Below are 23946 nucleotides of genomic sequence, written 5' to 3'. Positions count from 1 at the left end.
TCGGATCGATGCCTGAGGTCAGCATGGCGCAATGGTTATTGTCAATAATGGGGGTAATTTTGCCGCAGAGCAGCTAGGCTCGGTCGCCAGATTATCTCATATTGACAATAATTCCTGCCGCTCCTTAAGTGCGGGCCAACAACCACGGGACGAGAAGAAAATGGCCGACGGACTTCGCAAGGGACTGACAAGCTATGGTGACGCCGGCTTCTCGCTGTTCCTGCGCAAGGCCTTCATCAAGGCGATGGGCTATTCGGACGATGCGCTCAACCGCCCGATCGTCGGCATAACCAACACCTACAGCGACTACAATCCCTGCCACGGCAACGTGCCGCAAATCATCGAGGCGGTGAAGCGCGGCGTGATGCTGTCGGGCGCGATGCCGTTCGTGTTCCCGACCATCTCGATCGCCGAGAGCTTTGCGCATCCGACCTCGATGTATCTGCGCAATCTGATGGCGATGGATACCGAGGAGATGATCCGCGCCCAGCCGATGGATGCGGTGATCGTGATCGGCGGTTGCGACAAGACCTTGCCGGCGCAGCTCATGGCCGCCATCAGCGCCGATCTGCCGACGGTGGTGATCCCGGTCGGGCCGATGGTGGTTGGCCATCACAAGGGCGAGGTGCTTGGCGCCTGCACCGATTGCCGCAGGCTGTGGGGCAAATATCGCGCCGGCGAGATCGACGACAACGAGATCGAGGCGGTGAACGGCCGTCTCGCGCCGTCGGTCGGCACCTGCATGGTGATGGGCACGGCTTCCACCATGGCCTGCATCACCGAGGCGCTCGGCCTGTCGCTGCCGATGAGCGCGACGATCCCGGCGCCGCACGCCGAGCGCTTCCGCTCGGCGGAGGCCAGTGGCCGCGTCGCCGCCGAGATGGCGAAGACCAAGGGACCGAAGCCGAGCGAGATCCTGACGCCATCGTCGTTCCGCAACGCCCAGGTCGTGATGCAGGCGATCGGGGGCTCGACCAATGGCCTGATTCACCTCACCGCCATCGCCAACCGTTCGCCCTACAAGATCGACCTCGAGGCGTTCGACAAGCTGGGCCGCGAAGTGCCCGTGCTGGTCGACCTCAAGCCGTCGGGCGAGCATTACATGGAGCATTTCCATCACGCCGGCGGGGTGCCGAAGTTGATGGCGCAGCTCGGTGACCTCATCGACCTCGATGCCAGGACCATCACCGGCCAGACCTTGCGTGAGGTCGTTGCCGGCGCGGAAGAAGTACCCGGACAGGATGCGATCCGCTCCAAGGCGAACCCGATCAAGGCCGAAGGCGCGATGGCGATCCTGCACGGCAATCTCGCGCCGCGCGGCGCCGTGATCAAGCAGTCGGCGGCGAGCCCAAAACTGCTGCAGCACACCGGGCGCGCCGTGGTGTTCGAGTCGGTCGAGGACATGACGCTGCGGATCGACGATCCCGCGCTCGATGTGACCGCCGACGATGTGCTGGTGCTGCGCAATGCCGGCCCGAAGGGCGCCCCGGGCATGCCCGAGGCGGGCTACCTGCCGATCCCGAAGAAGCTCGCGCGCACCGGCGTGAAGGACATGGTGCGCATCTCGGATGCGCGGATGAGCGGCACCGCGTTCGGCACCATCGTGCTGCACATCACGCCGGAGTCCGCCGTCGGCGGTCCGCTTGGACTGGTGCGGAACGGCGACAAGATCCGGCTCGACGTTGCCAAGCGCAGCATCGATCTCCTCGTCGACGAAGCCGAGCTACAGAAGCGTCGCACGGCGCAGGCGCCGGCCGGCACGCCAGATTGGGCCAAGCGCGGCTACGCGCATCTGTTCAATGAGACGATCCTCCAGGCCGACGAAGGCTGCGATTTCGACTTCATGCGCGCCAAGGGGAAGTAACCGGCAAATAGCTGGCGTTGTTCGTCACAGCGGTCGTATTGTCGATAATTCCGGCGATGCGGCGCTCAATGGCGCCGGAAGCTGCCTGATTTCTCCTGTTTTATTGACAATCCCGCGGGACTGGTGGGATGATCGCGTCAATTAAGAACAGGGGGAACGTCACGATGGGCTATCCAGCCAGGATCGTCGGGATCGCCATGGCCGCGGCAGCGTTGCTGCTGCCGGCGAACGCTGGCGCGCAGGAGGTCAAGCACCTCCGCTTCGCCTATGACCAGCCGCGCAACACCGGCTACTCGGTCGCCGGCGATCTGTTCGCCGACAAGCTCAAGGAATTGAGCAAGGGGACGCTGATCGTCGATCAATATCCCGGCGCGCAGCTCGGCCAGGAGCCGCAGCTGCTGCAGCTCGTGAAATCAGGCGACATCGAGTTTGCCATCATCTCCTCCGCCAACACCGCGACGATCTCGCCACAGGCCGGCGTGATGTCGCTGCACTTCCTGTTCCGCAACGACGCCCATGTGATCAAGGCGCTGGCGGATCCGCAGGTGTTCGACGCCATCAGGACGATGATCGACGAGACCGCGCAGGGCCTGCATGTGATCGGTACCGGATCGCAGGGCGTGCGCCACATCTACAGCAAGAAGGAAATCCACAACGTCGGTGACCTCAAGGGGCTGAAGGTGCGGGTGCAGGCGACCGCGACCGAGGACACCATGTTCCCGGCCTACGGCGCGCAGACCGTGCACATGCCGTTCGGCAGCGTCTATACCTCGCTGCAAACCGGCGTGGTCGATGCCGCCGAGAACAGCATCAACGTCTATCTCGTCAACAAGCACTATGAGGTCGCGCCGGTGCTGTCCATCACCGAGCACGAGGCCAACAACGCGCTGCTGTTCGTCTCCGACAAGCTCTGGCAGAGCCTCTCCGCCGAGCAGAAGCAGTGGGTGCAGGCTGCCGCGAACGAGGTCAGCGCCAAGGAGCCGGGCAAAGCATTCGAGCTGGAGCGGAACGCGCTGACCAAGCTGAAATCGTTCGGCGTCAAGGTGGTCGAGGACGTGGACAAGAAGGGCTTCACCGCGATCGCCGATCCCTATCTCGACAAGCTCGCCAAGGACCTCGGCCCGCATGCGGAGAAGATCAAGAACCTGATCCGCGCGATCAACTAGACAAGCGTCGTCCCGGCCTAGTGCGCAATTGCGCACGGGGGCCGGGACCCATACGCCGCGGCCTTTCAGTTGAACGACTAAGGTCGCCGACTTTCTGCACGCAACTCGAGCCGGGGGGGTATGGGTCCTGGCCCCCGTGCGCAATTGCGCACTAGGCCGTGACGATGAGGAACTTCGAGCCATGGCCATTGCCGACCGACTGGTGCTGCGACGGCAGCGGCATCTGAAGTGGCGGGCGCTGGATCGGCTCGAGCTGATCCTGATGATGCTGTGCGGCCTGTTGTGCCTCGGCTTCTCGCTCTCGGTGACCGCCGACATCGTCACCCGCACCATCGGTCACCCCTGGCTGTGGCTGCAGGAGGTGACCTCAACGCTGTTCATCTACGCGATCTTCATCGGTGCCGCGGTCGCGACAAGGCGCAACGATCATCTGTATCTGACGGCGATTTCGGAGGCGATGCACGGGACGCCGCGGCTGATTGTCGAGATCGTCATCCGCCTTGTCGTGCTGGGCGTCGCCTTCTGCCTGGTCTGGTATGGCTATCAGAACTACCTCCGCGGCTTCGGCAGTTTCCGCCTGCCGTCGGGCACGCCGATCGCGTCCCTCTACGCGGTGATCCCGCTGTCCGGCATCCTGATCGGCCTGTTCACGATCGAGCAGCTCGTCAACGGCGTCCGCAACGGCTTCGATCATCCGGAACCGCCGGATGACGACCTTCCGATTCCGGCGATCAACACCGGCGCGACCACGGGAGCGCAGCCGTGAGCGCACCGGTCGTGCTTGTGCTGATGTCGTCCTGCTTCCTGTTCTTCGGCTATCTCGGCGTGCCCGTGCCGTTCTCGCTGATGGCCGGCGTGTTCGTCGGCGCGCTGCTGTCTGACGTCTCGCTGGCGGCGATCATCCAGAAGATCTTCGACGGCGTCGATTCCGAGGCGCTGCTCGCGATCCCGTTCTTTCTTTTGGTCGGCGAGCTCATGAGCTCAGCGAACGTCGTGGTCCGCATCGCCAATCTGTCGGTCTCGCTGGTCGGCCACATCAGGGGCGGGTTGTCGCAGGTCGTGGTCGTCTTCAGCATGTTCTTCTCGGAGATGTCGGGCTCGACCACCGCCGACGTCGCGGTGATGAGCCGGGCGCTGGCCGGGCCGATGAAGCGGGAGGGTTATGAGCCGGCATTCATCGCCGCGATCATCGCCTCGGCATCGACCATCGCGGCGCTGGTGCCGCCGAGCATCACGGCGGTGGTCTATGGCGCGGTCGGCAACGTCTCGATCGCCGGCCTGTTCATGGCGGGCGTGGTGCCGGGGCTGATGATCGGCTTCGGGCTGATGATCTACTGCTATTTCTTCGGGCCCTCGGGCCTGCGAAAGCCGCGCGCGCCGCTGCGCCAGATCGCCTTCGCCGCCGGCGATGCCGCGCTGCCGCTGATGATTCCGGTGATCCTGCTCGGCGGCATCCTGACCGGCTGGTTCACGCCGACCGAGGCCGGCGTGGTCGCGGTCGTGTACATCATCGTGGTCGTGATCCCGGCGCTGAACCGCGGGCACCTGAAGAAGATCCCATATGACTTCTGCCTCGCCGGCCTGATCTTCTCGCTGCCGCTGATCACGATCGGGGCGGCGAACGCATTCGGCTGGATGCTGGCCTATCTGCGCGGCGCGATCTACATCGCCGACTGGATTACTTCCATCGCCGGCAATGATCCGCACCTCATCATGCTCTTGATGGTGCTGCTGTTCACCGTGGTCGGCGACTTCATCGAGCCGGTGCCGACCATCATCATCTTCATGCCGCTGGTCAACGCACTGACCCAGGCCGGCGACATCAACGGCGTGCATATGGGCGTGGTGCTGATCGCAACCCTCGCCTTCGGCCTGATCACGCCGCCCTACGGGCTGGTGCTGCTGATGGCCTCGAAATTCGTCGGCATCAGCTTTGCAAAAGCGCTGCGGGCGGCGCTGCCGATCTACGTCGTGTTCCTGGTCACGATCTGCTTCACGATCTATTTCCCGAAGGTCGTGCTGTGGCTGCCCAAGCAGGTGATCCCGGAATCGGTCGGCTGCTTCAAGGCACCCGGCGGCACCGGCTACATCTGCCCGAATTAGCCTCTATTTCGACTTGCTGGTGAACTTCTTCACCGCGACTTGGAAGTCCTCGGTATGCATCGCCGTGATGATCTTGTGTTCCTCGGCATCGAGCTGCTGCTTGGTAGGCGTGGTCGCAGCCTGATAGACCAGTGACTTGGTCCCCGCGATCGCGGCGGGCGGATTTTTCGCCAGGCGTTCGGCAAGTTGCCGGGTGGCCGCTTTCAGTTCGGTCGCGGGCACCGTCTTGACGACCAGTCCCCATTCATAGGCTTGCTGCGCGGTGAAGCCATCCTCCGCAAGGAAGATCTGCAGCGCGCGACGGGTACCTACGGTGCCGACGATACCGACCGTGCTGCCGCCATCCGGCGACACGCCGATCTTGGCGTAGGCGGGAGTGAAGCGGGTATCGTCCGCGGCGATGCAGAGGTCGGTCACGAATGCGAGGCCCATGCCGGCGCCGGCCGCCGAACCGTGCACGCTCGACAGCACGACCTTTGGCATCCGCCGAACCGTCTCGATGAAGGCGTGGTAGTGATGAAGCATCTCGCTGACCACGGGGGTGATATTGTTGGCTTCGGCCGCGGCGCCGATGGTCTGCAAATCGCCGCCGGCGCAGAAGGCCCGGCCTTCGCCCTCGATGACCAGCACGCGGACGTCCCTGTTGGCCTCGACCTCGGCACTGAGCTGTTCAAGCTTTTTGGCAATCGTCAGGTCGATCGCATTGAACGCGGCCGGCCGGTTCAGCGTGATGGTCGCGATGGCGCCGTCGATCCGGAGCAAAGCGGGGTCGTTGGGGGAGGTGGGTTCTGGCATATTGAAGACCTCAGGCTTGTTGTTCCCGGCATTTAAGGCCCTGCCGGGAGAGGTGGCAATCCACCCCCTGACGCGAGGAACGTTTCTGCGCCCGGATTCGCCCAGAGACCCCCTTGCATCGGCGCGAGCCATGAGGCCAAATAGCCCCGCCTTCGGTACGCAGACACGAGCGCTGTGGGGACGGAGGCAAGCAAGCTAACATCGACAAGAGGAAACGGCATGGGTCACTCCTGCTCGCGCGCATTTGGGTTGTTCCGATGACAGGTGGGGTCATCATCGTCGGCGCCGGACATGCCGGCTTCCAGCTCGCGGCGTCACTGCGCCAGGCCGGATTTTCCGAGCGCATCGCGCTGCTCAATGACGAAGGCCATTTGCCGTATCAGCGGCCGCCTTTGTCGAAGGCCTATCTGAAGGGGACCGGCGGGCCCGAGACCCTGATGTTCCGGCCCGAGAAATTCTACCAGGACAACAAGATCGAGCTGATCACCGATCGCGCCCATGCGATCGACCGCAATGCGCGGAAGGTGACGCTGGCCTCCGGCGCATCGCTCGACTACGGCCATCTGGTGTTCGCGACCGGCGCGCGGAACCGGCTGCTCGACATCCCCAACGCGAAGCTCGACGCCGTCCGCTACCTGCGCATCCTCGACGAGAGCGAGGCGCTGCGCCATTTGATCGCACCCGGCATGCGCGTCGTGGTGATCGGCGCCGGCTTCATCGGGCTCGAATTCGCGGCGACCGCGCGTGGCAAGGGCCTCGAGGTCGACGTGGTCGAGCTCGCCTCCCGTGTGATGGCGCGGGCGGTGACCGCGGAGATCTCCGAGTTCTCGCAATCCCGCCACAGCGCGGCCGGCATCCGGATTCATCTCGGCGTGCAGGTCACGGCGATCGAGGCCGACGGCGCCAAGGTCACCGGAGTCAGCCTGAGCAATGGCACGCATATCCCGGCCGATCTCGTCGTGGTCGGCGTCGGCGTGCTGCCGAATGTCGAGCTTGCCGCGGAGGCCGGGCTGCCGGTGGCATCCGGCATCATCGTCGACGAGCATCTGTTGACCGCCGATCCTGATATCTCCGCGATCGGCGATTGCGCGCTCTATACCAGCAAGCGCTTCGGCGGGTCGCTGCGGCTTGAGTCGGTGCAGAACGCGACCGATCATGCGCGCTGTGTGGCGGCGCGGCTGACCGGCAAGACCGAGGTCTATGACGGGCTGCCGTGGTTCTGGAGCGACCAGGGCCCCGACAAGCTGCAGATGGCGGGCCTCACCACCGGCTACGATCGCGTCGTGCTGCGTGGCGACCGCGCGCAGGGGGCGTTCTCGGCGTTCTGCTATCGCGGCGACAGACTGCTCGGCATCGAGTCGGTCAACCGCGCCGGTGATCACATGTTCGGCCGCAGGCTGCTCGGCGCCGGCGGTTCAATCAGGCCGGAGCAGGCGGCGGACCCGGGGTTTGATCTCAAGAGCGCGCTGACCTAACAACATCGTCGTCCCTGCGAAAGCAGGGACCCATACTCCGCGGCCTGTGTTGTGAACCGTCGTTCCAGCGCTGCACAACAATTGACATTCGTGGTTATGGGTCCCGGCCTTCGCCGGGACGACGGGTGGAGAGAGCGTCCTCTACGTCCTGCGCCGTCGGCATTGATGGCGCAGCGCCCATCCGTTGCACGCAAATCGAGGCGGCGACGTTGGCGTAGGCCAGCGCGTCGCCGAGCTGCTTGCCGACGGCGAGCTGGGAGGCGAGGACGCCGACGAAGCAGTCGCCGGCGCCGGTGGTGTCGACGGCCTTGACCTCGCGCCCCGGCACCAGCAGCGGCTGGCCCTCGACCAGCGCCAGCACGCCGCGCTTGCCGAGCGTGACGCAGACGATCTTGCCGTGCCCCAAGGTCCGCGCCGCCTCGGAGAAGCGCTCCGGCGTGTCGCTGTCCCGCAGCTCCGCTCCGGTCAGGAAGCCGAGTTCGGTCTCGTTGAGAACAAGGATGTCGACGAGATCGAGCAGCGCCCTGTCGGCCCGTTTCGCCGGCGCCGGATTGAGGATCGTGGTGGCGCCGGCGGCGCGGGCGCGCCGGAAAAACACCGTGATCGTCGGCAGCGGGATCTCGAACTGGCTGACCGCGACGTCACCCTTGGCAAGCACGGGTGCCGCGACATCGTCGGCATCGACCAGCCCGTTGGCGCCCGGCACGACGACGATCGTGTTGTCGGCATTGGCAAGCGTGATGATCGCGGTGCCCGAATGCGTGCCGGCCGTGTCCTTGACGAAAGCGAGATCGACGCCTTGCGCGGCAAGGAAGGTTCGCAGCTCCTTCCCGAACGCATCGGTGCCGAGCCGGCCGATCAGCGTGGTCGGTATGCCCTGCTTGGCCGATGCCACGGCCTGGTTGGCACCCTTGCCGCCGGGAAAATAGAGTACGGCCTCGCCGGCGACGGTTTCGCCGACCCGCGGATGGCGCTCGGCGGTCGCCACCACGTCCATATTGATGCTGCCGGCGACGAAGACCCGCCCCATGGCCTAATCTCGATCGACCCGGTCAGGCCTCGGTGCGAAACTCCTGCTTGACCGCCGCGATATCGGCGAGCGTCGGCAGGCCGGCCTCGTTGCCGAGCTTCTGGATCTTGAAGGTCGAAGCGGCGCGCGCGAACTTGAAATGCTCATGCCAGCCTTTGCTCGGGTTCGAAAGGTAAGAGTAGATGTAGGCGCCGTGGAAGACGTCGCCCGCGCCGTTGGTGTCGATCACGCGCTCGCGCGGGATCGGAAACGCCGGCAGCGTGCGCACCGTGCCCGCCTCGTCATACCAGAGCAGGCCGCGCTCGCCCATGGTGATGCCGCCGACCCGGCAGCCGCGGCTCTTCAGATACTCGAGCATCTGCTCCGGCGTCTTGTCCATCTGCTCGCACAGGCGCTCGGCGACGATCGCAACGTCGATGAATTCGAGCAACTCATGGGTGTTGGTGCGCAGGCCGCCGCCGTCGAGCGAGGTCATGATGCCGTCCTCGCGGCAGAGCTTTGCGTAGTGGATCGCGGCGTCCGGCTGATGGCCGTCGATATGCAGCGCACGGCAGCCCTTGATGTTCAGCAACGGAAAGGGATGGATGTGCTGGTCGTCGCGGCAGCGGACAATTGCGCGCTTGCCATCGTTGGGCATGATGAAGGACAACGAGGAGGAATTGACCTTACGGGGATGGAACGAGATGCCGTACCTGTCGGCCATGTCCCAGAACATCCGCCCCAGCCAGTCATTGGCCATGGTGGCGATCAGGTCCGGCTGGATGCCGAGCTTGGCGCAGCAGAACGCCGCGGTCACCGCGTTGCCGCCGAACGATACCGCATAGGCGTCGGCGACGTGTTTTTCGTCGCCAACGGGCATGTGGTCGGTGATGAAGGTGACGTCGATATAGGTCTGTCCGATGAAGAGAGCCTGCATTCGCTTTCCGTCGTGGCTTGCTGTGGTCCCGGCCACCATCCAGACTAGAGCATTTTCGGTTCTGATTGAAATCAGAACCGAAGCTCTAGATTCAGGCATTTGCGCGTTTTCTTCACGCGAACCGGTGTCCACTTCGCTCGAAAACGCCTTGGCACCGCTGGTCGGCCGGTATCGCTGAAATTATTCGCATCCCTGCTTGGTTTGCGGGTAGAGATGTGGCGGGCGAGCGGATCGAGGGCCGCTCTGGCATGCGGCATAACGGCCGGTCGCGGTCCACGGTTCCTGGTTGCACAGGGGAGAGCACAATGACGGCAGATTCGGGGAGGCCGCTTCCATGATCACCGGCCTCGATCACGTCGTCGTCCTGACCGGCGACATCGCCTCGGCCAGCGCTGCCTATAAGACGCTGTTCGCGCGGACGCCGGCCTGGCGCAACAGTGGCGACGGCGCGGACCGCGTGCTGTTCACGCTCGACAACACCACGCTGGAATTGATGGCGCCGCATGGCGATGATGCCGCCGCGCAGCGTGTCCGCGGCGCGCTCGTGACCCAGGGCGAGGGGCTCGCGAGCCTCTGCTTCCGCACCAGCGATATCGCGAAAACACACCGCCGGCTCGAGCGGCTGACGCTGAAGCCCGAGCCGGTCGCCGAGGTCGAGAGCCGCGACGAGACCACCGGCGCCACGCTGTCATGGAAGCGCACGCGCGCTGCGACCGATACGACGCGGGGCGTGCGCATGTTCTTCCTGGAACGGGAGCAGGAACGGCCGCTGTCGGTGCGCACCACGCCCGGCTCGATCACCGCGATGGATCATGTGGTGGTCTCGACCGCCGATCCCGAGCGCGCCGCCGCGCTCTATGGCGCGCGGCTCGGGCTCGACATGGCGCTCGACCGATCGCATCCCGAATGGGGCCGGCTGATGTTCTTCCGCTGCGGCGACCTCGTGGTCGAGGTCACGCACCGGCCGGGCAAGGAAAACAACAAGGTGGAGGCGGACGCGCCGGACCGGCTGCGCGGCATCTGCTGGCGCGTTACTGACATCGACGCCACGCGTGCGCGGCTGATTGCCACGGGCGTCGACGTCTCCGAGATTCGCACCGGCCGCAAGCCGGGCACGCGCGTGATGACGGTGCGCAACGGCACGTGCGGCGTGCCGACGCTTCTGGTGCAGCCTTCGCAGGGAAAACCAGACTAGGCCGCATTGCATCCGCGCGTCGTCCCGGCAACGGGCGCGGCGGGCAAAATGAGTTCGTCATTCCGGGGCTCGCGAAGCGAGAGCCCGGAATCCATTCATCAACGGAGCGTGCGGCTCGATGGATTCCGGGCTCGTGCTGCGCACGCCCCGGAATGACGAAAGTCGCAACTGCGAGGTATATTCCCGCACGGCCATCACAACAACATTCGTTCTCAAACGTCGCGTGTCATGCTACATTCATCAACCCAGCATCACGGGCGATCGATTTGGCCAAGGCAAAGCGAATACAGCGATGGCAGCGCGACCCCGCGGGGATGCGGCTGCGGATTCTCGAGGCGGCCAAGCAGGAATTCGCCGCCCATGGCCTCGCCGGCGCGCGGGTCGACCGCATCGCGGCCAATGCCGACGCCAACAAGCGCATGTTGTACTACCACGTCGGCAACAAGGAGGATCTTTATCTCGAGGTGCTGGAAGGCGCCTATGAGAAGATCCGCGCCGAAGAACGCACGCTCGATCTCGAACATCTCGATCCGCCCGAGGCGATCGGGCGCCTGATCGACTTCACGTGGAACTATTTCCTGCGCAATCCCGAGTTCCTGGCGTTGCTCAACACGGAAAACCTTGCCAAGGCAAAGCACCTGAAGCGCTCGACCAAGGTCAAGTCGATGCACTCGCCCTTTGTCGAGATGATCCGCACCGTGGTGACGCGCGGGGTCGAAAGCGGCGATTTCCGCGTCGCGGTCGATCCGGTGCAACTCTATATCTCGATCGCCGGGCTGGCGTTCTTCTATCTCTCCAACAGCGCCACGCTGAGCGTGATCTTCGGCCGCGACCTGCTCAAGAAGGACGCCCGCGACGAGCGCCTCGAGCACATGACCGCGCTGGTGTTGGCGGCGCTGACCGGCAAGTCGACGGCCGCCTTTAGCGGCGCGATGCCGGTGCTGCGCGCGGCGGAACACCGGGTGGTGTGAACGCTGGCAGCCCGCAGCCCGGATGAGCGAAGCGACATCCGGGGAGCTGCATCCGCGGATAATCCGGTCCCGGATTTCGCTTCGCTCATCCGGGCTACAGAGCATTCAAGCCCAAAAAATCTCGCCTGACGAAAGTAACGTGCTTCACCGCGATTTTGCCGCGCGCGAGGGGCTGGACAGTATTTATCCAACGGGTTAATTTCGTCGCGAACAGAAAGACTGCAGGGGAGCGTGACGTGGCGGAGGCAAAAAGCCCTTCGGGCGTGTCGAAGGTGCTGAACGCAGCGTGGCTGCGTCCGTTCCTGTTCCTGGTCGTCATCGTGGCGGCCTGGGATCTCGCGATCCGCCTGTTCCACATACCCGCCTATCAGATCCCGTCGCCCGGCGACGTCGTCGCGGTGCTCTGGAGCGACTGGCCGGAGCTGTTGCGGCAGTCCTGGCCGACCACCTATGCGACGATCTGCGGCTTCCTGCTCTCGGCGCTGTTCGGCATTCCCACAGCGATGCTGATCGCGGGCTCAAAGACGGTCGAGAGCTACGTCTATCCGCTGCTGGTGTTCTCCCAATCGGTACCGAAGATCGCGATCGCGCCGCTGTTCGTGGTGTGGTTCGGCTTCGGCATCATCCCCAAAGTGATCTCCGCCTTCTTGCTCGGCTTCTTCCCGGTCGTGGTCTCGGCGGTGCAGGGCTTCAAGTCGGTCGACCCCGACATGGTCGATCTGGCGCGCGCGATGCAGGGCAGCCGCTTCCAGGTGTTCCGCGCGGTCAACCTGCCGCACGCGATGCCCGCGATCTTCTCCGGCCTGAAGGTTTCGGTGACGCTCGCCGTGGTCGGCGCCGTCGTCGGCGAGTTCGTCGGCTCCAATTCCGGCATCGGCTATGTGATGCAGCGCTCGATCGGGACATTCGACCTGCCGACGATGTTCGCCGCACTGGTGATCCTGGCGCTGCTCGGCGTCATCCTGTTCTGGATCGTCGACCGCATCGAGCGGCTGGTGATCCCCTGGCATGTCAGCCAGCGCGACGACATCAGCTTCGCTTCCTAGCGCAGCAACCGGACAAGCGGCCCACGCAAGGGTCGCGGACAATAAAGGGAGAACAACCATGAAGCGTTTGATTGCGGTCGCTGGCGCCGCATTGGCCTGGACCGCGCTTGCGGTGGCGCCGGCAGCGGCGGCCGACAAGGTCGTGCTGATGCTGAACTGGTACGTCTATGGCGAGCACGCGCCGTTCTATTACGGCAAGGCCAAGGGCATCTATGCCGCCGAAGGCATCGACCTCGAGATCCAGGAAGGCCGCGGCTCGGCCGCGACCACGCAGGCGGTGGCGGCCAAGACCGCGGATTTCGGCTATGTCGACGTGCCGACGATGATGCGCGCGGCGGTGAAGGGCGCGCCTGTCATCGCCACCGGCGTGCTGCTGCAGACCAGCCCGATGTCGGCGATGAGCCTTGCCGACAAGAACATCCGGAAGCCGGAGGACATCAAGGGCAAGACGGTTGCGATCACGCCGGCGGATTCGATGACGCAGATCTGGCCGCTGTTCCTGAAGAAGACCGGCCTGAAGGAGAGCGACTTCCAGACCGTCGCCGGCGACGGCCAGACCAAGCTCAACGCGGTCATCAACGGCCAGGCCGATCTGCTGCTCGGCTACGTCATGGACCAGTCGATGAAGATCAAGGACGCCACGGGCAAGGACGTCTATCCGATCAAGTTCGCCGACTACGGCATCAACATGGTGTCCTCGGGCATCATCGCGAACTCCGACTATGTGAAGGCCCACGCCGATCTGGTCCGCCGCTTCATGTCGGCGACGACAAAGGCGGTGGAAGCCGCGGAGAAGGAGCCGAAGGCCGCCGCGCAGTCGATCCTCGACGCCAATCCGAAGGGCGGCAAGATCGACACGCTGACGCAAGGTTTCGAGCTCACGATCCCGCTCTATCGCACGCCGGAGACCAAGGCCAGGCGGCCGTTCCAGGTCACCGACCAGAACATGACCGAATCGGTCAACCTGATGGTCGAGTATGGCGGCCTCGACGCCAAGGCCAAGGCCAATCCGAAGGCGTTCTACACCAACGACTATCTACCGAAGGGTGACTCGTGAATCACCGCCACCGATTGTCGTCCCTGCCGAGTGCGCTGTTGCGCACGGAGCAGGGACCCATAACCACCGACCTTAATTGTTGCGGAAGGTCTCTACCCGCGTGCCCGAACGCGAGGGCACGGCGTATGGGTCCCTGCTTTCGCAGGGACGACGGGTGGAGAGGACTGCGATGAACCCTGCAACCAAGCCAGCCGATATCACCCAACCGGGGGCGCATCTGCGCCTGGTGTCGGACCGCGCTGCCGGCGCCATGCCGGGCATCAAACTGTCAGGCGTGTCGAAAACCTACCGGTCGCGCGACGGTGATGTGCCGTCGCTGCGGCCGCTCGACTTCACCATCAATGACGGCGAGTTCTTTGTCGTGGTCGGGCCGTCCGGCTGCGGCAAGTCCACGCTGCTCAAGATGATCTCGGGCCTGTTGCCGCCGACGACGGGCGAGGTGCTGGTTGACGGCGAGCCGGTGACCAGGCCGCACGGCAATGTCGGCATCGTGTTCCAGAACGCGCTGCTGCTGCCGTGGCGCAACATCCTCTCCAACGTGATGCTGCCGATCGACATGAAGCAGCTGCCGCGGGACAAATACCGCGCCCGCGCCAGGGAGCTGTTGAAGCTGGTCGGGCTCGAAGGTTTTGAGAAGAAGCTGCCCTGGCAGCTGTCCGGCGGCATGCAGCAGCGCGCCTCGATCTGCCGTGCGCTGGTGCATGATCCCAAGATCATGCTGATGGACGAGCCGTTCGGCGCGCTCGACGCCATGACGCGGGAGCGGATGAATGTCGAGCTGATGCGGATCCAGCGCGAGACCGGCAAGACCGTGCTCCTGATCACGCACTCGATTCCCGAGGCCGTGTTCCTCGCCGACCGCGTGCTTGTCATGACTGAGCGGCCCGGCGGGATCGCCGCGATCTACGACGTGCCGATGCCGCGGCCGCGCTCGCTTGACACGATGTCCGATCCTGTCTTCACCGAACTGGTGCAGCGGATCCGGAAGCATTTCTTCACACAGGGGTCGCTGGACTAACGCTTGAGCCTCCGATGACGCTTCGCCTCAGAGTCAACGATATCGCCTTCTTCGAACGACCGCTGGTGTTCGCGCGGCCGTTCCGCTTTGGCGCCGTGACGATCACGGCGTCGACGCAGCTGTTCGTGCGGGTCGAGATCGAGGTGGAGGGCAGAGGACGTGCAACGGGCGCCAGCGCCGAAATGCTGGCGCCAAAGTGGTTCGACAAGCGGCCGCATTTGACGGAAGCGCAGTCGCTCGACGGACTTCGCCGCTCGCTGGCGGTTGCGCGCGAGCTCTATCTGGCGAACAGGGGTTTTGAGACGGCGTTCGGCCTGCACGCCTCGTGTATCGGCCCGCAACTTGCGGCCTGCGCCGCGGAAGACATTCCGCCGCTCGCTGCCGGCTTTGGCCCGGTCGAGATCGACAAGGCGATCCTGGATGCGCTGCTGCGCGCGGCCGGTGTTAATTTTTTCGACGGCATGACCGGCAACATCGCCGGCATCGACGCGCGGTTGACGCCCGATCTCGATGATCGGACAATCACGGGCTTCCTTTCGGCGCGCAATCGGCTCGATCGCGTCGCCGTCAGGCACACCGTCGGGATGGACGACAAGGTTGAAGGCGAGGGCGGCGTCGCCGACCCCAACGAGAATGCCGGCGCGCGCTATTTCAAGCTCAAGCTGAACGGCGATCCCGCGCACGACGCCGCGCGGCTCGCGCGGATCGGCAATGAGCTCGCACGGCTGCCCTACGGCATCAAGGTCACGCTCGACGCTAACGAGCAGTATGCCGATCTCACCGCGCTGAACGCGCTGGTCGACCGGCTCGACCATGACGTGGCGCTTCAACCCATCGCCGCAAACCTGCTCTACATCGAGCAGCCGATGCCGCGCGATATCACAAAGACGTCGCCGCTCGGGAAACTGGCTGCACGCAGATTCATCATCGACGAAGCCGACGATTCCTATGACGCGTTTCCGGCGGCGCGGGCGCTCGACTATCGCGGCATCTCCTCGAAATCGTGCAAAGGCATCTACAAGTCGATCATCAACGCCACGCGCGCCGCTGCGTGGAGCGCCGACGACGCCGGGTATTTCATCAGCGGCGAGGACTTGACCTGCCAGGCTGGACTCGGCGTGCAGCAGGACCTCGCGCTCGGCGCGCTGATCGGCGTTACCCACGCCGAACGCAACGGACACCATTATGTCGACGGCTTTGCCGACACGCCGGCGAACGAAGCGGATGCCTTCCTCTCCGCGCATCCCGATCTCTACACCCGCGCGGGCGGCAAGGTCCGCCTCGCGATCCATGACGGCGATCTCCTGACGGGATCGATCGCCGCCGCGCCGGGCTTTGCCAGTTCGGTCCATCCGGACTGGTCCATCATGCAGCCGCTCAAGCGGCCAACACCACGTGTTTCGCAGGAGCAGACAGTATGACGACCAAACGCCTCGGCCTGATCATGAACGGCGTTACCGGCCGGATGGGGCTCAACCAGCATCTGATCCGCTCGATCGTCGCGATCCGCGAGCAGGGCGGCGTCCTCTTGGCGAACGGCGACCGCATCATGCCCGATCCGATCCTGGTCGGCCGCGACGCCGAGAAGGTCGCCGCATTGGCAAAACGCTTCAACATCGAGCGCCACACCACCGATCTTGATCGCGCGCTGACTGACAAGAATGACACGGTGTTCTTCGACGCCGCGACCACGCAGGCGCGGCCGTCGCTGCTGACCAAGGCGATCGATGCCGGCAAGCACGTCTATTGCGAGAAGCCGATAGCGACCAACCTCGAGGAAGCCGTTGCGGTCGTGAAGCTTGCGAACGCCAAGGGGCTCAAGCACGGCACGGTGCAGGACAAGCTGTTCCTGCCGGGCCTGAAGAAGCTCGCCGTCCTGCGCGACTCCGGCTTCTTCGGCCGCATGCTCTCGGTGCGCGGCGAGTTCGGCTATTGGGTGTTCGAGGGTGGCTGGCAGGAAGCGCAGCGGCCGTCCTGGAACTACCGTGCCGAGGACGGCGGCGGCATCATCCTGGATATGGTCTGCCACTGGCGCTACGTGCTGGACAATCTGTTCGGCGAAGTCGAGAGCGTGGTCTGCATCGGCACCACCGACATTCCCGAGCGTTATGATGAGAAGGGCAAGAAGTATCAGGCGACGGCCGACGATTCCGCCTACGCGACCTTCCGCCTGAAGGGCGGCGTGATCGCGCATATCAATATGAGCTGGGTGACGCGGGTCTACCGCGACGACCTCGTCACCTTTCAGGTCGACGGCACCCATGGCTCTGCGGTGGCGGGCCTGACCGACTGCGTGATCCAGGCCCGCCAGGCAACGCCCCGGCCGGTATGGAATCCGGACGAGAAGCGGCTGCACGATTTCTATGCCGACTGGCAGAAGCTGCCTGAGAACGTCGTCTACGACAACGGCTTCAAGGAGCAGTGGGAGATGTTCATCCGCCACGTCTGCGAGGATGCGCCCTACAAATACACGCTGCTCGAAGGTGCCAAGGGCGTGCAACTCGCCGAATGCGCGCTGAAGAGCTGGAAGGAACGGCGCTGGATCGACGTTGCGCCGATCGTGGTCTGAGAAAGGACTTTGCCATGAACAAGCCAGTCCTGCCGAGGTTATCGCTGTCGCTGAAGCTGCCAACCGCCGATGGCGGCCTCGAGACTTATCGCCTGGCGGCGTCGCGGACCTTTCCGGCGAAGCTCGCGGGCACACTGAACCGCGTCGCATTCTCGGCGGCGCATGTGGTGGCCGATCCGCGCGCCGACGTCGATCCGTGGCTGATGGCTGCGATCGACTGGGACAGGACCATCGCGTTCCGCGAGCACGTCTGGGATCTCGGCCTCGGCGTTGCCGAAGCCATGGACACCGCGCAGCGCGGCATGGGGCTGGACTGGGCGACCTCGCTCGAACTGATCCAGCGCTCGGTGAAGGCGGCGAAGGCCAAGGGCAACGCACTGGTGTTTTCCGGCGCCGGCACGGATCACCTCGTGGTGGAGAATGCAAAATCGATCGACGATGTGATCCGCGCCTATGAGGAGCAGATCGAGGCGGTGGAAAAGGCCGGCGGCCGCATCATCCTGATGGCGTCGCGGGCGCTGGCAAAGCTTGGGAAGAGCGCGGAGGACTACGCGAAGGTCTATGACCGGGTGCTGTCGCAGGTCCGCGAGCCCGTGATCATCCACTGGCTCGGCGACATGTTCGATCCGGCGCTGACGGGCTATTGGGGCACGGCCGATCTCGACAGAGCAATGGATACGGCGGTCAAAATCATCAACGCCAACGAGGCCAAGGTTGATGGCGTGAAAGTGTCGCTGCTCGACAAGCAGCGCGAGATCGACATGCGGCGGCGGCTCGACAGCAGCGTGAAAATGTACACCGGCGACGACTTCAACTATGCCGAACTGATCGCCGGCGATGACAGGGGATTTTCCCACGCGCTGCTCGGTATCTTCGATGCGATCGCGCCGGCTGCGTCCTACGCGCTGTCGCGGCTGGCTGCGGGCGATGAGGCCGGCTTCCACGATGTGCTGGGGACGACGGTGCCGCTGTCGCGCCACATCTTCAAGGCGCCGACGCGTTTCTACAAGACCGGCATCGTGTTCATGGCCTACCTCAACGGCCACCAGGATCACTTCACGATGGTCGGCGGACAGGAGAGCGCGCGCTCGACCTTGCATCTCGCCGAGCTGTTCCGGCTCGCCGACCGGGCGGGGCTGCTCGCCAATCCGGAAGCCGCGACGCGTCGGATGGCGACGATCCTGGCCACACGCGGCGTTGAGCCCTGATGCGCGATTTTTCCAACGACCATCGCTGGCTCTCGCTGAACACGGCGACGGTCCGCAAGCAGGGCGACCTCCTCGCCATCATTGAGGCCTGCGCGCGGCATGGCATCCGCGCCATCGATCCCTGGCGCGACCAGGTCGCTAGCGTCGGCCTCGATCGCGCCGTGCGCGCGGTCAAGGACGCCGGGCTCGATCTGTCAGGCTATTGCCGCGGCGGCATGTTCACGGCTGACGGCGCGCATCGCGGCGAGGCGCGCGACGACAACCGCCGCGCGGTCGATGAGGCGATAGCGCTGGGCGCGCCCTGCATTGTGCTCGTCGCCGGCGGCCTGCCGCAATATTCACGGCCGGGCAGTACCGCGTCCAGGGACATCGCGGCGGCACGCAACCTGGTGCATGACGGCATTGCCGAGATGCTGGAATATGCCAAACAGGCAAAGCTGCCGCTCGCGATTGAGCCGCTGCATCCGGCCTATGCCGCCGACCGCGCCTGCGTGAACACTACAAGGCACGCGCTCGATATCTGCGACGCGCTCGACCCCGGCCGCACCGGCGCGCTCGGCGTCGCGCTCGACGTCTATCACATCTGGTGGGATCCCGAGCTGATGAGCCAGATCGCGCGCGCCGGCAAGGACCGCCTGCTCGCGTTCCACGTCTGCGACTGGCTGGTACCGACCAGGGACATCCTCAACGACCGCGGCATGATGGGCGACGGTGTGATCGACATCAGATCGGTGCGGGCAGCGGTCGAGGCGCAGGGCTTTGCCGGCTATTCGGAAATAGAGATCTTTTCGAATGACTGGTGGACGAAGCCGATGGATGTGGTCCTGACGACATGCATCGAGCGGCATCGCTCGGTGGTTTGACCCAACGAGAGGTTCAGTGGACAAGGCGAAGCGTGCCCGTTATTCCGGGTGCTGCGGGTGTGAACCGCACTGGGGCCGTTGAACTCCGCGGTCCGGACCTTCGGAGCACGACATGCGTTTGAGCGATTGCCACAATTTTCATGACTTCCGCGAACTGGCGAGGCGGCGCCTTCCGGGGCCGATCTTCGATTATATCGACGGCGGGGCAGATGATGAGGCGACGCTTCGGCAGAACACCGCAAGCTTTGAGCGTTGCGATCTGGTGCCCAATGTCCTGCGCGGCGTGGAGAACGTCGATCTCTCGGTCACCGTGATGGGACAGAAGCTTGCGACGCCGTTCTATTGTTCGCCAACCGCGCTGCAGCGTCTGTTTCATCATCAGGGTGAACGGGCCGTCGCTGCCGCGGCGGCGAAATACGGTACGATGTTTGGCGTGTCCTCGCTCGGCACCGTGAGCCTGGAGGAATTGCGCAAGGCCTACGCGACGCCGCAGGTCTATCAGTTCTATTTCCACCGGGATCGGGGCCTGAACACGGCGATGATGCAGCGCGCCAAGCAGGCCGGCGTCGACGTGATGATGTTGACCGTTGACAGCATCACCGGCGGCAACCGCGAACGCGACCTGCGCACCGGGTTTTCGATTCCTTTCAGGCTCACGCTTGGCGGCATGCTGCAATTCGCCATCAAGCCGGCGTGGGCCATCAACTACGTCACCCATGAAAGCTTCAAGCTGCCGCAACTCGACGAGCATGTCGACATGAGCGGCGGTGCCATGTCGATCGGGCGTTATTTCACGGAAATGCTCGATCCCGCGATGACATGGGACGACGTCGCGCAAATGGTCCGGCAGTGGAACGGCCAGTTCTGCCTGAAGGGCGTCATGTCGGTTGAGGATGCCAAACGCGCGGTCGAGATCGGCTGCACCGGCATCATTCTGTCCAACCACGGCGGACGGCAGCTCGATGGCTCGCGGGCGGCGTTCGATCAGCTGGCCGAGATCGTCGATGCCGTCGGTGACCGGATCGATGTGATGATGGACGGCGGCATCAAGCGGGGCAGCCATGTGCTGAAAGCATTGTCGCTGGGTGCCAAGGCCGTCGGCCTCGGACGCTTCTATCTCTATCCGCTGGCATCGGCCGGCCAGGCCGGCGTCGAGCGGGCGCTTGGTCTGCTGCAGGCGGAGCTGGTGCGGGACATGCGGCTGATGGGGTGTTCCTCGATCAGCCAGCTCTCCCGCGCTAACCTGCGGTTCAGATAGCCGCTGATCCTGCCGACCTCGCGGTCACGAGAGGTCCTGCGTCAACGCGCCGCCGATCTGCTCCAGTGCCCAATCGACCTGATCGGGCGTAATCACCAGCGGCGGGGCGATGCGGATGGTGTGGTCATGGGTGTCCTTGGCAAGGATGCCTTTCTCCCGTAGCAGCTCGCAATAGCGGCGGGCGGGGCCGGCTTCCGGGTGCAGCTCGACCGCGAGCATCAGCCCGCGTCCGCGCACCTCCCGGACAGTATTGGCACGGATGCTCCGCAGGCCCTCGAGGAAACGCGCACCTTCGACAGCCGCGTTCTCGATCATGCCTTCGTCGACCAGCGCGCGCAGCGCCGCGCGTGCCACCGCGCAAGCGAGCGGATTGCCGCCGAAGGTCGAGCCGTGCTGGCCGGGCTTCAGCGTGCCGAGGACTTCGTTGTTCGAGAGCACTGCCGAGACCGGGTAGAAGCCGCCGGACAGCGCCTTGCCGAGCAGCGTCACGTCGGCCTCGATGCCCTCGTGCTGTTCCGCCAGCAGTTTGCCGGTGCGGCCGAGTCCGGTCTGAATCTCGTCGAGGATCAGCATGATGTTATGGCGGGTGCAGAGTTCGCGGACGAGGGTGAAATAGCCTGACGGTGGGATGATGACGCCGGCTTCGCCCTGGATCGGCTCGACCAGGAAAGCAACCGTGTTCGGCGTGATCGCGTCCTCCAGCGCCTTGGCGTCGCCGAAGGGAATGATCTTGAAGCCCGGTGCGAACGGGCCGAAATGCGCGCGGGTGTCCGGATCGGTGCTGAAGCCGACAATCGCAAGCGTCCGCCCATGGAAATTGTCGGCGCACACGATGATCTCGGCCTGGCCGTCAGGCACGCCCTTGACCTCGTAGCCCCATTTGCGCACCGACTTGATCGCGCTCTCGACCGCCTCCGCGCCGCTGTTCATCGGCAGCACCTTGTGGGAGCCGGTCAGCTCGGCGAGTTCCTCGTAGAACGGGGCGAGCTGGTCGTTGTGGAAGGCCCGCGAAGTCAGTGTCAGCCGGCCGGCCTGTTCCACCATGGCGGCAAGGATTTTTGGATGGCAATGGCCTTGATTGACTGCCGAATAGGCCGACAGGCAATCGAGGTAGCGCCTGCCGTCGGTATCCCAAACCCAGACGCCTTCGCCGCGCGACAGCACGACGCCGAGCGGCGCGTAGTTCTGGGCGCCAAACTGCGCCTCCCTTGCGATGAAATCGGTGACTGGCGGACGCATGTTTCGTCGCTCCAGTTGTGCCGGCACCATGGAGGTGCCGTCCTGCATCCTATCACTGATTTGGGCATCGGCTGGCGCAGCTTAAAGGATTGCTGTGGACCAAATTCGGTCCACCCCGGCAGCGTTGCTTCAGTCCTGATCGCGGTGCGCGATCTCGAGCGTGACGAGCCGCGCCAGCAGCGTCGCGGGGTAGAGCTGGCCGAAGATCGCCTCGACATTGCAGAGGCTGCGCGCAATCGGGTGCAACGGCGCGACGTCGCCATAGCCGGTCGTCGTCAGCGTGGCAAAGGAGAAATAGATCAGCTGGCTCGCGAGCGACGGACGGTCCTCGACCTTCATGCCGGCAAACGCATTCGGCACCAGCGTGCCGATGAAGGTGTAGAGCGCCGCGAAGATCACCGCGACCGCGAGGTAGAGCAGCACCGCGCCGATCACCCGGTGATAGGTGACGCGTCCCGGCGCGAAGGTTGCCTGCGCGACCGTCACCGCCATCGTGATGCCGACCAAAAGCCAGGCGCCGGCGAACAGATTGAGGTCGAGGATCGAAGGCGAGCGCAGACGGAGGATCGCGCCGGTCACGATCATCGCAAGCGCGATCAGCATCGTGACGACGGCAAGCGCGCTGCCCGACATCACGAACACGCCGCCGACCAGGAAGATGGCGAGCAGCAGCTCGAACACCTGAAACTCGAACAGGCCGAGCGCTTGCAGCGGCGCCACCACGAACATCATGACCAGCAGCAGCACGGTCAGCACCGTCAGCAGCGAATCGCCCCAGCGTTCGCGTATTTGCCTTGTGGTCATCGGATCACGCGTCGCGCCGGCATGGCACGCTGAGGAAGCCGCGGAAGCGGACCCGTCCGCCACGCACCGGCTCGCCGTCGAGCACATAGTTCGGGAAGCGGTTGAGGAATCGCGAAATCGCGATGGCGCCTTCGAGCCGCGCCAGCGCCATGCCCGCGCATTGATGCGCGCCGGTGCCGAAGGCGAGGTGTCGGTTCGGGGTGCGCGCGACGTCGAAGCGTTCAGGGTCGGGGAACTGCGCGGGGTCGCGGTTGGCTGCGCCGATGCACAGCGTGACCAGCGTGCCGGCCGGCAGCCTGATGCCGCTGAGTTCGGTCTCCTCCACGATCATGCGGTTGCCGAGCTGGTTCGAGCTTTCGTAACGCAGCATCTCCTCGACCGCGGTCTTGATCAGCTCAGGCTGCGCGATCAGCCGCTGCTTCTCCTCGGAGTATTGGGTCAGCGTCACCAGCCCATTGCCGATCAGATTGGTCGTGGTCTCGTGGCCGGCGTTGAGCAGGAAGATGCAATTGTGCAGCAATTCCTTCGCGGTCAGCCGCTCGCCATTGTCCTCACCCTGAATCAGCCGGGTCAGCACGTCGCGCTCGGGATTGCCCGGTTTGGCACGGCGGCGTTCGACCAGGGTTTCGAGATAGGCGAGGAAATCCTTGACCGCATTATTGCCGCGGTCGAACGCCTCCTTGCCGATCACCGGCTCCAGCGCACCCAAGATCGCCAGCGACCAGTCGCGCAGCGGCTCGCGTTCGTCGTGCGGCACGTCGAGCAGATTGCCGATCACCTCAACCGGAATGGCGGAGGCGAAGTCACCGATCAGTTCGAAGCGCTCTTTGCTCTCGATCCGGTCGAGCAGGCTGTCGACCAGCGCGATCAGGTCCGGCTCCATCCCGGCGATCGCCCGCGGCGACAATGCGCCCATGATCAGCCGCCGCACCCGGGTGTGCGCCGGCGGATCGTTGAAGACGAGGCTCGTCGTGTGGTGCTCGTAGAGCAGCGAGTTGCCGTATTTCGGCAAGAACTCCTTCTTCTTGTCGGAGGAGAACGCCTTGGTGTTCTTGTAGGCGGCGATCAGGTCATCATAGCGGGTGAGAAAATAGCAGCCGTTCGGCAGCCGCTTGACCGGCGAAGTCTCCCGCAGCGCCCGATAGGTCGGGTAGGGGTTGGCGTAGAAGTCCGGCGTCAGCTTCTCGAGGTCGAAACCGTCAGCCAGCTCTCGCGCGTGCCCGTCCATGGCGGAAATCCAACCCTGATTAGTTTCATTTGCAACTATCGTAAGCCGCAGGCGGCGGCCACGCAACACAATTTGCAGGTCGCGGGAACAGCGCGGCGCACGCGATCCGATGCGAGTAAATCGCAGAGCCATATGCGGTTT

The 23946-nt window shown here is 64.6% G+C and carries 21 protein-coding genes; 15 read left to right on the top strand and 6 right to left on the bottom strand.

Going from position 1 to position 23946, the window contains the following annotated elements; all coding sequences use genetic code 11:
- Positions 1-160 precede the first annotated feature (160 nt).
- The 4 genes from K359_RS0103580 to K359_RS0103565 all read left to right on the top strand — a co-directional run bounded on the left by K359_RS0103580 (position 161) and on the right by K359_RS0103565 (position 5133).
- A complete protein-coding gene (locus K359_RS0103580; RefSeq protein ID WP_029078123.1) occupies positions 161-1864 on the top strand; it encodes an IlvD/Edd family dehydratase in 1704 nt (567 codons plus the stop codon).
- A gap of 164 nt (positions 1865-2028) precedes the next feature.
- Complete coding sequence (locus K359_RS0103575) at positions 2029-3030, top strand: TRAP transporter substrate-binding protein (protein ID WP_029078122.1); 1002 nt, start codon at positions 2029-2031, stop codon at positions 3028-3030.
- A 181-nt stretch (positions 3031-3211) separates the two neighbouring features.
- Positions 3212-3796: a TRAP transporter small permease gene (locus K359_RS0103570; protein ID WP_029078121.1), complete on the top strand. Its 585-nt coding sequence runs from the start codon at positions 3212-3214 to the stop codon at positions 3794-3796.
- On the top strand, positions 3793-5133 hold the full coding sequence (locus K359_RS0103565; RefSeq protein WP_029078120.1) for a TRAP transporter large permease: 1341 nt from the start codon (positions 3793-3795) through the stop codon (positions 5131-5133). The genes K359_RS0103570 and K359_RS0103565 overlap by 4 nt, the downstream gene beginning before the upstream one ends.
- Positions 5134-5136: 3 nt before the next feature.
- Here the strand turns inward: K359_RS0103565 and K359_RS0103560 are convergent, their stop codons facing one another.
- Entirely contained in the window at positions 5137-5928 is a 792-nt protein-coding gene (locus K359_RS0103560; RefSeq protein WP_029078119.1) for an enoyl-CoA hydratase/isomerase family protein, read from the bottom strand.
- A gap of 257 nt (positions 5929-6185) precedes the next feature.
- Between K359_RS0103560 and K359_RS0103555 the strand changes: the two genes are divergently transcribed.
- The gene (locus K359_RS0103555) at positions 6186-7403 is read left to right on the top strand and encodes an NAD(P)/FAD-dependent oxidoreductase (protein WP_029078118.1); all 1218 of its coding nucleotides are present in this window, start codon (positions 6186-6188) and stop codon (positions 7401-7403) included.
- Between the two features lie 94 nt (positions 7404-7497).
- Here the strand turns inward: K359_RS0103555 and K359_RS0103550 are convergent, their stop codons facing one another.
- Both K359_RS0103550 and K359_RS0103545 read right to left on the bottom strand, forming a co-directional pair.
- Positions 7498-8433, bottom strand: coding sequence for a ribokinase (locus tag K359_RS0103550; RefSeq protein WP_029078117.1), 936 nt, complete (start codon positions 8431-8433; stop codon positions 7498-7500).
- 22 nt (positions 8434-8455) lie between these two features.
- On the bottom strand, positions 8456-9349 hold the full coding sequence (locus K359_RS0103545) for a sugar kinase (protein WP_029078116.1): 894 nt from the start codon (positions 9347-9349) through the stop codon (positions 8456-8458).
- 334 nt (positions 9350-9683) lie between these two features.
- Between K359_RS0103545 and K359_RS0103540 the strand changes: the two genes are divergently transcribed.
- The 10 genes from K359_RS0103540 (at position 9684) to K359_RS0103495 (ending at position 20534) form a co-directional block, all read left to right on the top strand.
- Positions 9684-10544: a VOC family protein gene (locus K359_RS0103540; RefSeq protein WP_029078115.1), complete on the top strand. Its 861-nt coding sequence runs from the start codon at positions 9684-9686 to the stop codon at positions 10542-10544.
- A 314-nt stretch (positions 10545-10858) separates the two neighbouring features.
- Positions 10859-11515 carry a TetR/AcrR family transcriptional regulator gene (locus K359_RS0103535; RefSeq protein ID WP_035975980.1) on the top strand — a complete coding sequence of 219 codons (657 nt, stop codon included), beginning with the start codon at positions 10859-10861 and terminating at the stop codon, positions 11513-11515.
- A 236-nt stretch (positions 11516-11751) separates the two neighbouring features.
- Entirely contained in the window at positions 11752-12561 is an 810-nt protein-coding gene (locus tag K359_RS0103530) for an ABC transporter permease (protein WP_029078113.1), read from the top strand.
- 58 nt (positions 12562-12619) lie between these two features.
- A complete protein-coding gene (locus K359_RS0103525; RefSeq protein ID WP_029078112.1) occupies positions 12620-13618 on the top strand; it encodes an ABC transporter substrate-binding protein in 999 nt (332 codons plus the stop codon).
- Positions 13619-13787: 169 nt separating this feature from the next.
- The gene (locus K359_RS0103520) at positions 13788-14636 is read left to right on the top strand and encodes an ABC transporter ATP-binding protein (protein WP_029078111.1); all 849 of its coding nucleotides are present in this window, start codon (positions 13788-13790) and stop codon (positions 14634-14636) included.
- A gap of 14 nt (positions 14637-14650) precedes the next feature.
- Positions 14651-16057: a hypothetical protein gene (locus tag K359_RS0103515; protein WP_029078110.1), complete on the top strand. Its 1407-nt coding sequence runs from the start codon at positions 14651-14653 to the stop codon at positions 16055-16057.
- A complete protein-coding gene (locus K359_RS0103510) occupies positions 16054-17205 on the top strand; it encodes a Gfo/Idh/MocA family protein (RefSeq protein ID WP_029078109.1) in 1152 nt (383 codons plus the stop codon). Before K359_RS0103515 ends, K359_RS0103510 begins: the two co-directional genes overlap by 4 nt.
- Positions 17206-17219: 14 nt before the next feature.
- Positions 17220-18413 (top strand): dihydrodipicolinate synthase family protein, encoded by a 1194-nt coding sequence (locus tag K359_RS0103505; protein WP_029078108.1) that lies wholly within the window; start codon positions 17220-17222, stop codon positions 18411-18413.
- On the top strand, positions 18413-19276 hold the full coding sequence (locus K359_RS0103500) for a sugar phosphate isomerase/epimerase (protein WP_029078107.1): 864 nt from the start codon (positions 18413-18415) through the stop codon (positions 19274-19276). Before K359_RS0103505 ends, K359_RS0103500 begins: the two co-directional genes overlap by 1 nt.
- 112 nt (positions 19277-19388) lie before the next feature.
- Positions 19389-20534, top strand: coding sequence for an alpha-hydroxy acid oxidase (locus tag K359_RS0103495; protein ID WP_029078106.1), 1146 nt, complete (start codon positions 19389-19391; stop codon positions 20532-20534).
- Between the two features lie 24 nt (positions 20535-20558).
- On the opposite strand, the gene rocD is transcribed toward K359_RS0103495, so the two are convergent.
- The 3 genes from rocD to K359_RS0103480 all read right to left on the bottom strand — a co-directional run bounded on the left by rocD (position 20559) and on the right by K359_RS0103480 (position 23805).
- Positions 20559-21773: an ornithine--oxo-acid transaminase gene (gene rocD / locus K359_RS0103490; protein ID WP_029078105.1), complete on the bottom strand. Its 1215-nt coding sequence runs from the start codon at positions 21771-21773 to the stop codon at positions 20559-20561.
- Positions 21774-21902: 129 nt separating this feature from the next.
- The gene (locus K359_RS0103485) at positions 21903-22577 is read right to left on the bottom strand and encodes a potassium channel family protein (protein ID WP_029078104.1); all 675 of its coding nucleotides are present in this window, start codon (positions 22575-22577) and stop codon (positions 21903-21905) included.
- A gap of 4 nt (positions 22578-22581) precedes the next feature.
- On the bottom strand, positions 22582-23805 hold the full coding sequence (locus K359_RS0103480; protein ID WP_029078103.1) for a cytochrome P450: 1224 nt from the start codon (positions 23803-23805) through the stop codon (positions 22582-22584).
- Positions 23806-23946 lie beyond the last annotated feature (141 nt).

Source organism: Bradyrhizobium sp. th-b2 (assembly GCF_000426785.1).
Classification (GTDB): domain Bacteria; phylum Pseudomonadota; class Alphaproteobacteria; order Rhizobiales; family Xanthobacteraceae; genus Bradyrhizobium; species Bradyrhizobium septentrionale.
This window is presented reverse-complemented; position numbering and strand designations above follow the sequence as displayed.

Coding starts and splice junctions, on each gene's coding strand:
- K359_RS0103580 (WP_029078123.1), top strand. CDS start 161: ATGGCCGACGGACTTCGCAAGGGACTGACAAGCTATGGTGACGCCGGC.
- K359_RS0103575 (WP_029078122.1), top strand. CDS start 2,029: ATGGGCTATCCAGCCAGGATCGTCGGGATCGCCATGGCCGCGGCAGCG.
- K359_RS0103570 (WP_029078121.1), top strand. CDS start 3,212: ATGGCCATTGCCGACCGACTGGTGCTGCGACGGCAGCGGCATCTGAAG.
- K359_RS0103560 (WP_029078119.1), bottom strand. CDS start 5,928: ATGCCAGAACCCACCTCCCCCAACGACCCCGCTTTGCTCCGGATCGAC.
- K359_RS0103555 (WP_029078118.1), top strand. CDS start 6,186: ATGACAGGTGGGGTCATCATCGTCGGCGCCGGACATGCCGGCTTCCAG.
- K359_RS0103550 (WP_029078117.1), bottom strand. CDS start 8,433: ATGGGGCGGGTCTTCGTCGCCGGCAGCATCAATATGGACGTGGTGGCG.
- K359_RS0103545 (WP_029078116.1), bottom strand. CDS start 9,349: ATGCAGGCTCTCTTCATCGGACAGACCTATATCGACGTCACCTTCATC.
- K359_RS0103540 (WP_029078115.1), top strand. CDS start 9,684: ATGATCACCGGCCTCGATCACGTCGTCGTCCTGACCGGCGACATCGCC.
- K359_RS0103535 (WP_035975980.1), top strand. CDS start 10,859: ATGCGGCTGCGGATTCTCGAGGCGGCCAAGCAGGAATTCGCCGCCCAT.
- K359_RS0103525 (WP_029078112.1), top strand. CDS start 12,620: ATGAAGCGTTTGATTGCGGTCGCTGGCGCCGCATTGGCCTGGACCGCG.
- K359_RS0103520 (WP_029078111.1), top strand. CDS start 13,788: ATGAACCCTGCAACCAAGCCAGCCGATATCACCCAACCGGGGGCGCAT.
- K359_RS0103515 (WP_029078110.1), top strand. CDS start 14,651: ATGACGCTTCGCCTCAGAGTCAACGATATCGCCTTCTTCGAACGACCG.
- K359_RS0103510 (WP_029078109.1), top strand. CDS start 16,054: ATGACGACCAAACGCCTCGGCCTGATCATGAACGGCGTTACCGGCCGG.
- K359_RS0103505 (WP_029078108.1), top strand. CDS start 17,220: ATGAACAAGCCAGTCCTGCCGAGGTTATCGCTGTCGCTGAAGCTGCCA.
- K359_RS0103500 (WP_029078107.1), top strand. CDS start 18,413: ATGCGCGATTTTTCCAACGACCATCGCTGGCTCTCGCTGAACACGGCG.
- K359_RS0103495 (WP_029078106.1), top strand. CDS start 19,389: ATGCGTTTGAGCGATTGCCACAATTTTCATGACTTCCGCGAACTGGCG.
- rocD (WP_029078105.1), bottom strand. CDS start 21,773: ATGCGTCCGCCAGTCACCGATTTCATCGCAAGGGAGGCGCAGTTTGGC.
- K359_RS0103485 (WP_029078104.1), bottom strand. CDS start 22,577: ATGACCACAAGGCAAATACGCGAACGCTGGGGCGATTCGCTGCTGACG.
- K359_RS0103480 (WP_029078103.1), bottom strand. CDS start 23,805: ATGGACGGGCACGCGCGAGAGCTGGCTGACGGTTTCGACCTCGAGAAG.